Annotated in this window: 12 protein-coding genes; all 12 read right to left on the bottom strand. The window is 56.6% G+C overall.

All coding sequences use genetic code 11. From position 1 onward, the window contains the following. A complete protein-coding gene (locus tag VIJ98_RS03405) occupies positions 1–921 on the bottom strand; it encodes a D-alanine--D-alanine ligase (protein ID WP_154181788.1) in 921 nt (306 codons plus the stop codon). Beyond that, positions 914–2,389: a UDP-N-acetylmuramate--L-alanine ligase gene (gene murC / locus VIJ98_RS03400; protein ID WP_008108609.1), complete on the bottom strand. Its 1,476-nt coding sequence runs from the start codon at positions 2,387–2,389 to the stop codon at positions 914–916. The genes VIJ98_RS03405 and murC overlap by 8 nt, the downstream gene beginning before the upstream one ends. Positions 2,390–2,458: 69 nt before the next feature. Further along, positions 2,459–3,517 carry an undecaprenyldiphospho-muramoylpentapeptide beta-N-acetylglucosaminyltransferase gene (gene murG / locus VIJ98_RS03395; protein WP_323272281.1) on the bottom strand — a complete coding sequence of 353 codons (1,059 nt, stop codon included), beginning with the start codon at positions 3,515–3,517 and terminating at the stop codon, positions 2,459–2,461. Continuing rightward, complete coding sequence (gene ftsW, locus VIJ98_RS03390) at positions 3,514–4,728, bottom strand: cell division protein FtsW (RefSeq protein WP_008108611.1); 1,215 nt, start codon at positions 4,726–4,728, stop codon at positions 3,514–3,516. The genes murG and ftsW overlap by 4 nt, the downstream gene beginning before the upstream one ends. Further along, positions 4,728–6,044, bottom strand: a complete 1,317-nt coding sequence (gene murD, locus VIJ98_RS03385; RefSeq protein WP_323272279.1) for a UDP-N-acetylmuramoyl-L-alanine--D-glutamate ligase — start codon at positions 6,042–6,044, stop codon at positions 4,728–4,730. The genes ftsW and murD overlap by 1 nt, the downstream gene beginning before the upstream one ends. 2 nt (positions 6,045–6,046) lie before the next feature. Beyond that, positions 6,047–7,129, bottom strand: coding sequence for a phospho-N-acetylmuramoyl-pentapeptide-transferase (mraY, locus tag VIJ98_RS03380; RefSeq protein WP_008108613.1), 1,083 nt, complete (start codon positions 7,127–7,129; stop codon positions 6,047–6,049). Beyond that, the gene (murF, locus tag VIJ98_RS03375) at positions 7,123–8,484 is read right to left on the bottom strand and encodes a UDP-N-acetylmuramoyl-tripeptide--D-alanyl-D-alanine ligase (RefSeq protein WP_323272277.1); all 1,362 of its coding nucleotides are present in this window, start codon (positions 8,482–8,484) and stop codon (positions 7,123–7,125) included. The genes mraY and murF overlap by 7 nt, the downstream gene beginning before the upstream one ends. Continuing rightward, entirely contained in the window at positions 8,481–9,968 is a 1,488-nt protein-coding gene (murE, locus tag VIJ98_RS03370) for a UDP-N-acetylmuramoyl-L-alanyl-D-glutamate--2,6-diaminopimelate ligase (protein ID WP_323272275.1), read from the bottom strand. Before murE ends, murF begins: the two co-directional genes overlap by 4 nt. After that, positions 9,955–11,721 (bottom strand): peptidoglycan glycosyltransferase FtsI, encoded by a 1,767-nt coding sequence (locus tag VIJ98_RS03365; RefSeq protein ID WP_008108616.1) that lies wholly within the window; start codon positions 11,719–11,721, stop codon positions 9,955–9,957. The genes murE and VIJ98_RS03365 overlap by 14 nt, the downstream gene beginning before the upstream one ends. 16 nt (positions 11,722–11,737) lie before the next feature. Further along, a complete protein-coding gene (gene ftsL / locus VIJ98_RS03360) occupies positions 11,738–12,058 on the bottom strand; it encodes a cell division protein FtsL (protein WP_008108617.1) in 321 nt (106 codons plus the stop codon). Beyond that, positions 12,055–12,996 (bottom strand): 16S rRNA (cytosine(1402)-N(4))-methyltransferase RsmH, encoded by a 942-nt coding sequence (rsmH, locus tag VIJ98_RS03355; protein ID WP_008108618.1) that lies wholly within the window; start codon positions 12,994–12,996, stop codon positions 12,055–12,057. Before rsmH ends, ftsL begins: the two co-directional genes overlap by 4 nt. 2 nt (positions 12,997–12,998) lie before the next feature. Continuing rightward, positions 12,999–13,457, bottom strand: coding sequence for a division/cell wall cluster transcriptional repressor MraZ (gene mraZ, locus VIJ98_RS03350; protein WP_007885013.1), 459 nt, complete (start codon positions 13,455–13,457; stop codon positions 12,999–13,001). Positions 13,458–13,490: the final 33 nt, after the last annotated feature.

Below are 13,490 nucleotides of genomic sequence, written 5' to 3'. Positions count from 1 at the left end.
TCAGTCAGCTAGCTCCAGAATACGCGCTACCAGCTGCGGGAAGCTGTATCCCGCTTGCTTCGCGGCCATCGGCACTAAGCTGTGGCTGGTCATGCCAGGCGAAGTATTCACTTCCAGCAGTTGGAAGTTGCCCTCACCGTCAGCCATCACGTCGACACGACCCCAGCCGCTGCAACCCAATGCGCGCCAGGCTGACCACACCAACGTCTGCAATTCTGCTTCCTGCTCGGCGCTTAATCCGCTCGGGCAGAAGTATTCAGTATCGTCAGAAATGTATTTAGCTTCATAGTCATAGAACTCGCTGGCGGTTTTAATTCTGATGGAAGGCAGAATTTGCTCACCCACGATGCCCACGGTGTACTCCGCGCCGCTCAGAAAAGCTTCGATCAGTACGTCATCATCATGACGAAAAGCTTCTTCAAGCGCTGCGGGTAATGCATCCGCATGGTTCACGCGGCTGATACCGACGCTAGAACCTTCGCAGCTTGGCTTCACAAACAGCGGTAAGCCCAGCGCCTCAATGGCGGCGGTGGTATCGGCGTCTAAACCTTGCTCATGCTGCTGACGCGTCAGCCAGACAAATTTGCCTGAGGGTAATCCCCTGCCCTGCCACAGCAATTTGCTGCGCAGTTTGTCCATTGTGATGGCGGAAGCCATCACGCCGCTGCCGGTATAGGGCAGTTGCAGGAACTCCAGCACCGCTTGCAGCGTGCCGTCTTCACCACCACGACCGTGCAAAGCAATAAACGCTTTAGCGAAGCCCTGCTGTTTCAGATCCAGCACCGACACATCACGCGTATCGACCGCATGCGCATCGATGCCCATTTCACGCAGTCCGGCTAGCACCGCCGCACCGGACATCAGCGACACGTCACGCTCTGCCGAAGTGCCGCCCATCAATACTGCAACCTTCTCAGTCATGACGCGCCTCCGTCTTAATGGCAGGCTGCAATTCGTTTTCGGCCAGCTTGCGGGCAATCTTGCCGATGTTGCCTGCGCCCTGCACGATCACCAGATCGTCGCCCGACAGCAACGGCGCCAGCGCATCTGGCAGCGCGTCATGCTCAGAGACCAGAATCGGATCAACCTTGCCACGGTTACGAATCGCGCGGCACAGCGAACGGCTGTCAGCGCCCGGAATCGCGGCTTCACCCGCCGGATAGACATCCAGCATCAGCAACACATCCACCTGCGACAGCACATTCGCGAAATCATCAAACAGGTCACGGGTACGCGTATAACGATGCGGCTGGAACACCATCACCAGCTTCTTGTCAGGCCAGCCTGCACGTGCGGCTTTGATGGTGACATCTACTTCGGTAGGATGATGGCCGTAATCGTCGACCAGCATCGCGCTGCCTGGATTACCGTTAACGGCGGCGGTATCGAACTCGCCCAGCACGTCAAAGCGGCGTCCGGTGCCCTGGAAGCTCTCCAACGCGGCCAGAATCGCGTTATCTTCGATACCTTCTTCGCTGGCGACAGCTACCGCAGCAGCTGCGTTCAGGGCGTTGTGGCGGCCCGGCGCATTCAGCGTCACTTTCAGCACCGGCTTATCCTGACGGATGATGGTGAAGTGCCCTTGTGCGCCACGCTGCTCATAATTCTCGATACGTACATCTGCGTCATCGCTGAAGCCGTAAGTTGTTACCTGGCGGCCTACGCGCGGAATCAGGTCACGAATCACCGCGTCATCCACGCACATTACCGCGCGTCCGTAGAACGGCAGGTTGTGCAGGAAATTAATGAACGTCTGCTTCAGGTTCTCAAAATCGCCCTGATACGTGTCCATGTGATCCGCTTCGATGTTGGTGACAATCGCCACCATCGGTTGCAGATGCAGGAAGGACGCATCACTTTCATCTGCTTCTGCAATCAGGTAACGGCTGCTGCCCAGGCGCGCATGCGTACCTGCGGCTTTAACCAATCCGCCGTTAACGAAGGTCGGATCCAGTCCGCCTTCCGCGTAAATGCTGGTCACCATCGCGGTGGTGGTGGTTTTACCGTGCGTACCGGCAACAGCAATGCCGTGACGGAAACGCATCAGTTCTGCCAACATCTCAGCACGACGAATGACGGGAATACGCTGCTCACGTGCGGCAACCAGCTCAGGGTTATCCTGCGCAACGGCTGTCGACACTACGACAACGCTGGCATCGGTGACGTTTTCCGGACGATGGTTGAAATAAATCGTCGCGCCCAGCGCCGCCAGATGCTGTGTCACCGCGTTCGGTGCCAGATCAGAACCGCTAATGTGATAGCCTTCGTTCGCCAACACCTCGGCAATACCGCCCATGCCAGCACCACCGATGCCGACAAAGTGAATGTGCCGGACGCGACGCATCTCGGGCACAATAGAACGCAGTTTTGCCAATTGTTGTGTATTCATCTGTTTCAATTACCTGTTTTTCCCGTTTGCACCTGCTAAAGGTACGGGCCAAATCAACTGGCCGATTAATTACTTCGCGACGCGCGCCACTTCATTTGCAACCCGCTCGGTTGCATCGGGAATCGCGACCTGACGGGCTTTTTCTGCCATCGCCAACAATGTGGTGCGATCCCAGTGACGCAGCGTGTCCGCTACCACAGCTGCGGTAAATTGCGGCTGCTCGAAAATTTTGGCTGCGCCCGCTTTTTCCAGCGGCAACGCATTCCAGTACTGCTGACGATCTTTGTGCTGAAACGGCACGAAAATCGCCGGTAAACCTGCGGCGGCCACTTCGCTCACCGTCAATGCGCCCGAACGGCACACCACCACATCAGCCCATGCATAAGCTTCGGCCATGTCATCGATAAACTCGGTGACTTTGTGCTGCGGCTGGCCCGCTGCGCGGTAAGCCTGCTGCACGGTTTCCAGTCCACCTTTGCCGGTTTGATGCCAAACCGTAATGGCTTCACCCAACTCTGCAGCCACTTGTGGCACGGTTTGATTAAGGATGCGCGCGCCCTGGCTGCCACCGACGACCAGCACGCGAATCGGGCCGGAACGTGCGCTCAGTCGCTCTGCCGGTAACGGCAGCGCTAACACATCGGTACGCACCGGATTGCCAACCACTTCAGCATTTGGAAACGCACCGGGAAACGCCTGCATCACTTTGGTGGCGATTTTCGCCAGCCACTTGTTGGTCAGTCCGGCAATGCCGTTCTGCTCATGCAACACCACCGGGATACCGCAGCTCCACGCCGCTAAACCGCCGGGCCCCGAAACGTATCCGCCCATTCCCAGCACCACATCCGGCTGCCAGCTCTTCATGATGCGACGCGCCTGGCGCCAGGCATTGAAGATGCGCACCGGTGCCAGCAACTGCGCTTTCAGGCCTTTACCGCGTAAACCGCTGATGCGGATAAAATCAATTTCAATGCCGTGTTTCGGTACCAAATCCGCTTCCATTCGGTCAGCGGTTCCCAGCCAGCGCACCTGCCAGCCTTGTTCCATCAGGTGATGGGCAACGGCCAGACCGGGGAATACGTGTCCGCCAGTACCGCCTGCCATGACCATCAGCCGTTTGCCACTCATCGAGCACCTCGGGTAAACGCCTGCGCTTTCGCCAGACGCGTTTCATAATCTATGCGCAATAAAAACACGATGGCGGTCGACATGATGATCAGACTCGAACCACCGTAACTGATCAGCGGCAATGTCAGACCTTTGGTCGGCAGCATGCCCGCAGCCGCACCGACATTAACCAGCGCCTGGAAGCTAAACCACACGCCAATTGAGCAAGCGAGGAAGCCTGAAAAGCGCTGATCGATCTCCAGAGCACGGCGACCAATCGACATCGCGCGAAAAGCGACGAAGAATACCATCAACAGCGCTAAAACCACACCGACATAACCCAACTCTTCACCGATGATGGAGAAGATAAAGTCGGTATGTGCTTCTGGCAGATATTCCAGTTTCTGCACCGAGTTGCCTAAGCCCTGTCCCCAGAACTCACCGCGCCCAAACGCCATCAAAGATTGCGTCAGCTGGTAGCCGCTGCCGAAGGGATCTTCCCACGGGTTCCAGAAGGACGTTACACGGCGCATACGGTACGGTTCAGCAATGATTAGCAGCACCACGGCGAAAATGCCGGAGCCGATGATCGCCAGGAACTGCCACATTTTCGCACCGGCGAGGAACAGCATCGCCAGCGTAGTAACAAACAGCACAACCACCGTACCGAGGTCCGGCTGCGCCAGCAGCAGCACGGCCAGCACCACCATCACGCCCATCGGCTTACAGAAGCCCCAGAAGTTGTTACGCACCTCTTCTACTTTGCGCACCAGATAGCTGGCGAGATAGCAGAACAGCGTCAACTTCGAGAGCTCAGCCGGCTGAATACGCAGCGGGCCAAGGGCAATCCAGCGCGATGCACCGTTCACCGAGCTACCGACCACCAACACGATAAGCAACATCACCACTGAAACCATCAGCATCACGTTGCTGTAGCGCTGCCAGAAATCCATTGGGATACGCAAGGTCACCAGCGCCATGCCGAAGGCCAAAGCGATATAGAACGCATCACGCTTGGCAAAGTAGAACGGATCTTCGTTCAGACGTTGCCCAACAGGCATCGACGCCGACGTCACCATCACAAAACCGATCAGCGCCAGACCAAAGGTCAGCCACAGCAGCGTGCGGTCATACAGCACCACCGGCGCATCATCATTGTCGCGTGCGCCCATCACCCAATCGCGCAGGCGCACGGACAGATAATTGGCGATACCGGCTCCAGGAATGCGCATCAGCTCAACTCCTTCGCCAGTTGCGCGAACTGATCGCCGCGCTGTTCAAAATTACGGAACTGATCGAGGCTGGCGCAGGCCGGTGATAACAGCACCATATCGCCCGCTTTTACCTGTGCGGCAATTTGCGTCATCGCCTGCTGCATGGTTTCTGTGCGCGTGGCAATGTCGGGACGCAGTGCCGCTAACGCATCGCCATCGCGACCAAAACAGAACAGCTTCACGTTGTCGCCCTGCAGATAGCGCGCCAGCGGGCTGAAGTCAGCCGATTTGCCATCGCCGCCCAGCAGCAGCCACAAAGTGCCTTTTACCTGCAGGCCATTCAGCGCCGCTTCGGTGCTGCCAACGTTGGTGGCTTTGGAATCGTTGATCCAACGCACGCCTTTGGCTTCATGCACCAGCTGGAAGCGGTGCGCCAGGCCGGTAAAGGTGGTTAAGGCTTTCAGGCTGGAAGCGCGCGGGATGTTCACCGCGTCGGCTAATGCCAGCGCTGCCAACGCGTTGGTGTAATTGTGTTGACCTACCAGCGTCATCTCATCGGTGTTCAGGACTTTCTCGCCCTTCGCTCGCAGCCAGGTGCTGCCTTGCTGCTGATTAAGATGATAATCGCCAAGGTTGATGCCGAAGCTCACACAGCGCTGATCAACACCGCGCACCGGCATGGTCATGCCATCGTCAGCATTCACTACGCAGACGCTGGCGTTTTCGTAAATGCGCAGCTTGGCGGCACGATATTGCTGCATGCCCAGCGGATAGCGATCCATATGATCCTCGGTGAGATTAAGGATCGTCGCGGCGGCCGCTTTCAGGCTGTGTGTGGTTTCCAGCTGGAAGCTGGAGAGTTCGAGTACATAAAGCTGTGCTGGCGATTTCAGTAGTGTTAGCGCCGGCAAACCGATGTTGCCGCCCACGCCCACCTGCCAACCTGCGGCACGCGCCATTTCGCCCACCAGCGTCGTCACGGTGCTTTTGCCGTTCGAACCGGTAATCGCCACAATCGGTGCCTGCGCTTCACGGCAGAACAGCTCGATATCGCCGATGATTTCAATCCCGGCATCGGCGGCTTCGCTTAAAGCAGGATGCGCCAGCGCGATGCCTGGGCTGGCGATAATCAGATCGGACGCCAACAGCCAATCGCTATTAATACCGCCAACATAGCGCTCCACCGAGGCTGGCAGCTTGTCCAGCCCCGGCGGCGAGACACGGGTATCCATCACGCGTGGCGTTACGCCTTGCGCGAGGAAGAAATCAACACAGGAGAGGCCAGTAATGCCTAATCCAATGATGACGACTTTTCTGCCCCGATAGTCAGCCATGATTAACGTACCTTCAGCGTTGCCAGGCCAATCAGCACCAGCATCAGCGAAATAATCCAGAAGCGCACGATGACGCGCGGCTCCGGCCAGCCTTTCAATTCATAGTGATGGTGAATCGGCGCCATGCGGAAAATGCGTTGACCGCGCAGCTTGAACGATCCCACCTGCAGAATCACCGACAGCGTTTCGACCACAAACACTCCGCCCATGATTAACAGCAAGAATTCCTGACGCAGCAGCACGGCGATCGTGCCGAGCGCGCCGCCTAGCGCCAGTGAGCCGACATCGCCCATGAACACTTGCGCTGGATAGGTGTTGAACCACAAAAATCCGAGTCCGGCTCCGACAATCGCGGTACAGACAATCACCAATTCACCCGCGTGCCGTAAATAAGGAATGTGCAGATATTCGGCAAACTTGACGTTACCGGTCGCCCACGCCACCAGCGCAAAGCCTGCTGCCACGAATACCGTTGGCATAATGGCTAAGCCATCAAGGCCGTCCGTTAAGTTAACCGCGTTGCCGGTACCGACAATCACGAAGTAGGCCAGCACCACGTAGAACAGGCCCAGCTGCGGCATGATGTCTTTAAAGAACGGCACCACCAGCTGCGTCGCAGGCGTATCTTTACCGGCGATAAACAGCGCGAATGCAACGGCCAGCGAAATCACCGACATCCAGAAGTATTTCCAGCGCGCGATCAGCCCTTTGGTGTCTTTGCGCACCACTTTGCGATAGTCATCCACAAAGCCGATGATGCCAAAACCAACCAGTACCACCAGTACGCACCAGACGTATGGATTGGATGGATAAGCCCACATCAACACCGAAATGGTGATGGAGGTGAGGATCATCACGCCGCCCATGGTTGGCGTGCCGCGCTTGCTGAAGTGTGATTCTGGACCGTCGTTACGCACCACCTGGCCGATCTGCAGTTTCTGCAGCCAGGCAATCAGGCGCGGCCCCATCCACAGAGAAATGAACAAGGCGGTCAGCAGGCTGACAATGGCGCGAAACGTCAGATACGAGAAGACGTTAAAGCCGGAATAAAATGCGACCAGATGTTCGGCCAGCCAGACTAGCATGTTCCTTTCTCCTGTAAGCTCTGTACTACCTGCTCCATGGCGGCACTACGTGAACCTTTAACCAAAATAGTGATGTCCTGATGTTCGGACAGCAATGTGCGTAAACGTTCAGTCAGCGCGGTTTTGGTGGCGAAATGCTCGCCTTTCCCGCTGTTTTCACCAATCAACTGGCTCAGAGTTCCGGTGCTCAGCACGCAATCAATGCCGGCCGCTTTAGCCGCATCGCCCACCTGGCGATGACACAGTTCGGCTTCATCGCCCAGCTCAGCCATATCGCCCACCACCATCACGCGGTAACCCGGCATATCGCCCAGCACCTGCGCGGCAGCCGTCATAGAACCGACGTTGGCGTTGTAGCTGTCATCCAGCAGCAGTTGATTGGCCGCCAGACGAATCGGGAATAGTCGACCAGGAACAGGCTGCAAGGTTTTAAGGCCAGCTTGAATCGCCGTCAGCGGCGCATCCACCGACAACGCCAGCGCTGCAGCGGCTAACGCATTTGCGATGTTATGACGGCCTGGCAGCGGCAACTCCACGGCGATATCACCGCGTGGCGTATGCAGCGTGAACAGCGTGGCATCGGCACGCAGCACGATTTCACTGGCGCGGAACTCTGCATCAGCCATCGGCTGCGGCGAGAAACGCCACAGGGTTTTATCCACAAACTGTGATTGCCAGTTGACCAGATCGTTGCTGTCAGCGTTGACGATCGCAGTACCGTGTACCGGCAAGCCGCCAAAAATTTCGCCTTTAGCTTTCGCCACACCGGCCAGTGAACCAAAGCCTTCCAGATGAGCGGCGGCCAGGTTATTAACCAGAGCGGTCTCTGGACGTACCAGATCGGTGGTGTATGCAATCTCACCTTGATGGTTGGCACCCAGTTCGATTACGGCATAAGCATGTTCTTTAGTGAGACGCAGCAGCGTCATCGGCACGCCGAAGTCGTTGTTCAGGTTGCCTGCGGTGTAGAGCGTTTCACCGCACTGACGCAGAATCGCGGCGGTCATCTCTTTGACCGAGGTTTTGCCGGATGAACCGGTTAAAGCAACCACGCGCGCTTTCGCCTGTTGGCGTACCCACGCAGCGAGTTGCCCGAAAGCAATGCGCGTATCAGCAACAACTACCTGCGGTACAGAAACCTTCAGCAGCTTACTTACCAGCAGCGCCTGCGCGCCGTTATCAATCGCATCGTTAGCGAAATCGTGCGCATCAAAACGTTCACCCACCAGCGCCACAAACAGGCTGCCGGCGGTGACTTTACGTGTATCGGTGGTGACATCGGCAATGGTTAAGTCCGCGCCGTGCAGTTGACCGCCGCTGATTTCGGCCAGTGTGTTGAGAGAAACGGGAATCATGCCATCACCCCCAACAAACGGGCGACTGTGTCGCGATCGGAGTAATCCAGACGACGGTTGCCAATGATTTGATAATCTTCGTGACCTTTTCCGGCCACCAATACGATGTCATCCGCGCCGGCTTGCATCACGGCGTTGGTGACCGCCTGCGCACGACCGGAAACCACGCGCGCACGGCCCGGATCGAGCAAGCCGGTGAGAATGTCATTCACAATCGCCATCGGCTCTTCGCTGCGCGGATTATCGTCGGTGATCACCACGATGTCGGAGAATTGCTCAGCAATCGCGCCCATCAGCGGACGTTTGCCTTTGTCACGATCGCCACCGCAGCCAAACACGCACCACAACTGACCTTTGCAGTGCAGACGCGCCGCTTCCAGCGCTTTTTCCAGCGCATCTGGCGTGTGAGCGTAATCGACAACAACAGTAGGTTTTTCTGGCGCAGTAAACACTTCCATGCGACCACACACCGGCTGCAGCTGCGGCGCCGTGGCGACCAGCGCATCAAGCGGATAATCCAGCGCCAGCAGCGTAGCCAACGCCAGCAACAAGTTGCTCACGTTGAAAGCGCCCATCAGGCGGCTATCAAACTCGCCGTTGCCCCAGCTGGAGCTGAACTGAATATGCGCACCGCCATCGTGATAATCCACCGCCGTGGCTTTGAGCCAGCGACCATGACAGCCCGATTGCAGATTGTCTTCTATGGTAACCGCTACCGCATCCGGCAATTTCGCCAGCCAGCGACGACCTACTTCATCATCAGCGTTGATGATGGCTTCAGCGACCTGATGCTCAGAGAACAGTAACCATTTAGCCGATTCATAGCTCTGCATATCACCGTGATAATCGAGGTGATCGCGGCTCAGGTTAGTAAACACTGCGGCCGCAAACGGTAAAGCTGCAACGCGATGCTGCACCAGACCGTGTGAGGAGACTTCCATTGCCGTCAGGGTTGCACCCTGCCCGACCAAATTATTCAGCACATGCTGCACATCCACCGCAGAACCGGTGGTGTTTTCGGTTGCCACAAGTTGACCATAAAGGCCGTTGCCGACGGTGCCCATCACGGCGCCGGTTTCACCCAGCAAATTGGCCCACTGCGCCATCAGTTGCGTGGTGGTGGTTTTGCCGTTGGTGCCGGTAACACCGATTAATTTCAGTTTGCTTGCAGGCTGCTGATAAAAGCGTCCGGCCAGTGCAGAGAGACGCTGCTGCAACTGCGCCAGATAGATAACCGGGACGCCATGCATCTCACGGATATCTCCATCGCTGGCTTCACCTTCGGCTTCGGCAATCACTGCCGCCACGCCTTGTGCAATAGCCTGCGGAATAAAACGACGTCCATCAGCATGATGGCCCGCCACGGCGATAAACAGATCGCCAGAAGCCGCAGCGCGGCTATCCAGTGTCATGTCACGGAGTGGACGCGCCGGCGCACCCGGCACCCACGGGGCCAGTAAGTCGCGCAGGTTACGATCTGTCACTTGATTCCTCACTTCTATTCTTCACCAACTCGTTCTTATCAACTGTCGGCAGCGCATCAGGTTCGATATTCATGGTACGCAACACGCCGCCCATGATGGCGCCAAACACCGGTGCAGAAACCGCACCACCATAATATTTACCGGCCTGGGGATCGTTGATCACCACCACCAGCGCAAAACGAGGACGGCTGGCAGGCGCGACGCCTGCGGTATAAGCAATGTATTTGTTGACGTAACGTCCATCCGGTCCAACCTTCTTGGCGGTACCGGTTTTGATGGCAATGCGATAGCCCTTGATGGCGGCTTTGACCCCACCACCGCCAGGCAACGCAACGCTTTCCATCATGTGCATCACCGTTTTCACCAGGTCTTCCTGGAAAACACGTTCACCCGCTACCGGCGGGTCAACTTTGGTGATCGACAGCGGGCGATTGATGCCGTAGCTGCCAATGGTTGCGTAGACTCGCGCTAACTGTAACGGCGTTACCATTAGCCCGTAGCCAAAAGAGAAGGTGGCCCTCTCTATGTCAGACCACCGTTGTTTTTGAGGGTATAAGCCACTACTTTCCCCGACCAGCCCCAAATTGGTCGGTTTACCCAGCCCAAAGCGCGCGTAAGTATCTACGAGTGCTGAGGAGGGCATCGCTAACGCCAAACGTGAAACCCCGACGTTACTCGACTTCTGTAAAACCCCGGTAAGGGTCAATTCGTTGTAGCGCGCCACGTCTTTGATCTCATGACCATTGACGCGGTACGGCACGGTATTCAATACGCTGTTCTCTTTCACCACACCGCGCTGCAAGGCCGTCATCACCACCATCGGTTTCACGGTGGAACCTGGCTCAAAGATGTCGGTAATGGCACGGTTGCGCATCACGTCTTTCGGCGTGTTGCTGAGATTATTCGGGTTGTAAGCGGGGCTGTTCGCCATCGCCAGCACTTCGCCGGTGTTCACATCAACTAGCACGGCGGTGCCTGATTCGGCTTTGTTGAACGCTACGGCGTTATTCAGTTCGCGATACACCAGCGCTTGAAGCCGTTCATCAATGCTCAGCGTCAGGTTGTGCGCGGCGCGGCTGTCTACCGAGGAGATATCTTCAATGACGCGGCCGTTGCGGTCTTTACGCACCGTACGTTCGCCCGGTGCGCCAGTCAGCCATTTGTCGAAGCTCTTTTCGATGCCTTCGATGCCCTGACCATCAATGTTGGTGAAACCAATCAGGTGTGCGGTAACCTGGCCCGCCGGATAGTAGCGGCGCGACTCTTCACGCAGATAGATGCCCGGCAGCTTAAGCTTTTTCACGTACTCGCCAATCGCCGGATTTACCTGGCGTGCCAGATAGACAAAGCGCCCTTTCGGGTTGGCGTTGATACGTGCAGCGAGTTGATCAAGCGGAATCGATAACGCATCTGATAGCGCTTTCCAGCGGCTATCCAGCGAGACGCCGCCGTGTTCGGTCAGCTCTTTCGGATCGGCCCAAATCGCATTCACCGGCACGCTCACCGCCAATGGACGACCGGCACGATCGCTGATCATGCCGCGCGCGGTTGGCACCGATTGCACGCGCAGCGAACGCAAATCGCCCTCTTTCACCAGCTTGTCAGGGTTGATCACCTGCAGCCATGCTACGCGCGACAGCAGTCCGCCCAGCGCCAGTAAAATGCACCCGCACAGTAACGCAAAGCGCCAGCTTACAAAGCTGGCCTTATCTTCTTGTTTTTTTAACTTCAGCGTTTTGCCTGCGCCACTCATTGAGTTCTGCGATTCCTTATTTCTGCACCACAATATTTTCCTGCGAAGGATCAACATGCTGCATTTGCAGTTTATCGGTTGCTATACGCTCTACGCGGCTGTGATCGCCAAGTGCGTTCTCTTCAAGAATCAGGTTGCGCCATTCGATATCTAGCGCATCACGCTCCAGCACCAGCTGTTCACGTTGCGCCGTTAGCAGGCGCGTCTTGTGCGTGGTGGTCACAACAATCACCGAGGACACCAGCACCGCGATCAACAGCAACAGCGGGATCTTGCCAAATCGCAGCAAGTCCCCACCAATGACACCGGGTAAGCTGTGGCGCTCGTTGCCAATCATGACGCCGTTCGCTCCGCGATACGCAACACCGAACTGCGCGCACGTGGGTTTTCGTTCACTTCGGCTTCACCTGGAATCAGCTTGCCCAGCGTTTTCAGTTCACGTCCGCCTAAGGCTTTGAGCTGCGACTCGGTCATCGGAATGCCTGCTGGCACCTGCGGACCGCGGCTCTGATCGCGCATAAAGCGCTTCACTAAGCGATCTTCCAGTGAGTGGAAGCTGATGATCGACAACCTGCCGCCTGGCGCGAGAACCGATAATGCCCCTTTCAACGCAGTATCAATCTCTTCCAGCTCGCTGTTGATCCAGATACGAATCGCCTGGAAAGTACGCGTTGCCGGATGCTTAAATTTGTCTTTGACGGGCATCGCTGCGGCAATCACCGTTGCCAGCTCTTTGGTGCGCGTCATCGGCTGTTCACGGTTGCGCTCAACGATGGCGCGCGCAATACGTTTACCAAAACGCTCCTCACCGTAGGTTTTGATCACGAAAGCGATATCTGCCTCTTCCGCGCTCATCAGCCATTCAGCGGCTGATTGCCCGCGCGTTGGGTCCATACGCATATCCAGCGGCCCATCACGCATAAAGGAGAAGCCGCGTTCGGCATCATCCAGCTGCGGTGAAGAGACGCCCAGATCGAGTAGAACACCATCGATCTTGCCGGTCAGCCCGCGCTCTTCGACGTATTCCGCTAATGCCGAAAACGGCCCGTGCACGATCGAAAAACGCGGATCGTTTATCTCAGCGGCTGCGGCTATCGCTTGCGGATCGCGATCAATCGCTATCAGTTGCCCTTTCTCGCCAAGCTGAGAAAGAATTAAGCGCGAGTGACCGCCGCGACCAAAAGTGCCATCGATATAAATGCCGTCTTCCCTGATATTGAGGCCGTTTACCGCCTCATCCAGCAGCACTGTGGTGTGTTTGAAATTTTCCTGCATAGCTATAGCGACAAGTCCTGCAACCGCTCAGATAAAGGCTCCTGAGCCGACTGTTCTGTGTCAATATCATCCTTAACTTGTTGATACCAGGTCTGTTCATCCCACAGCTCAAACTTGTTGAACTGTCCAACCAGCATCACTTCTTTGGTCAGGCCGGCGTGTTGGCGTAACGTGTTCGCCAACAACAAACGACCCGCATTATCCATCTGGCATTCACTGGCATGTCCTAACAGCAGCCGCTGTACGCGACGCTCGGCTGGATTCATGCTGGATAAGCGAGACAGCTTTTTCTCAATGATTTCCCATTCGGGCAGGGTATAAAGCAGCAGGCATGGCTGGTGGAGGTCAATGGTGCATACCATTTGCCCCTGAGACTCTGCGACAAGCAATTCACGATAGCGCGTTGGTACTGCTAATCGTCCTTTGCTGTCGAGATTGACTAACGTTGCTCCACGGAACATGCCAGCCTTACCCCTCAATCACCCGTTTTCACC

The sequence above is a fragment of the Pantoea sp. S18 genome (assembly GCF_045689705.1).
GTDB classification, from domain to species: Bacteria; Pseudomonadota; Gammaproteobacteria; order Enterobacterales; family Enterobacteriaceae; genus Pantoea; species Pantoea symbiotica.
Note: the sequence above shows the minus strand (reverse complement) of the source record. Positions and strands in the feature narration are given on the sequence as shown.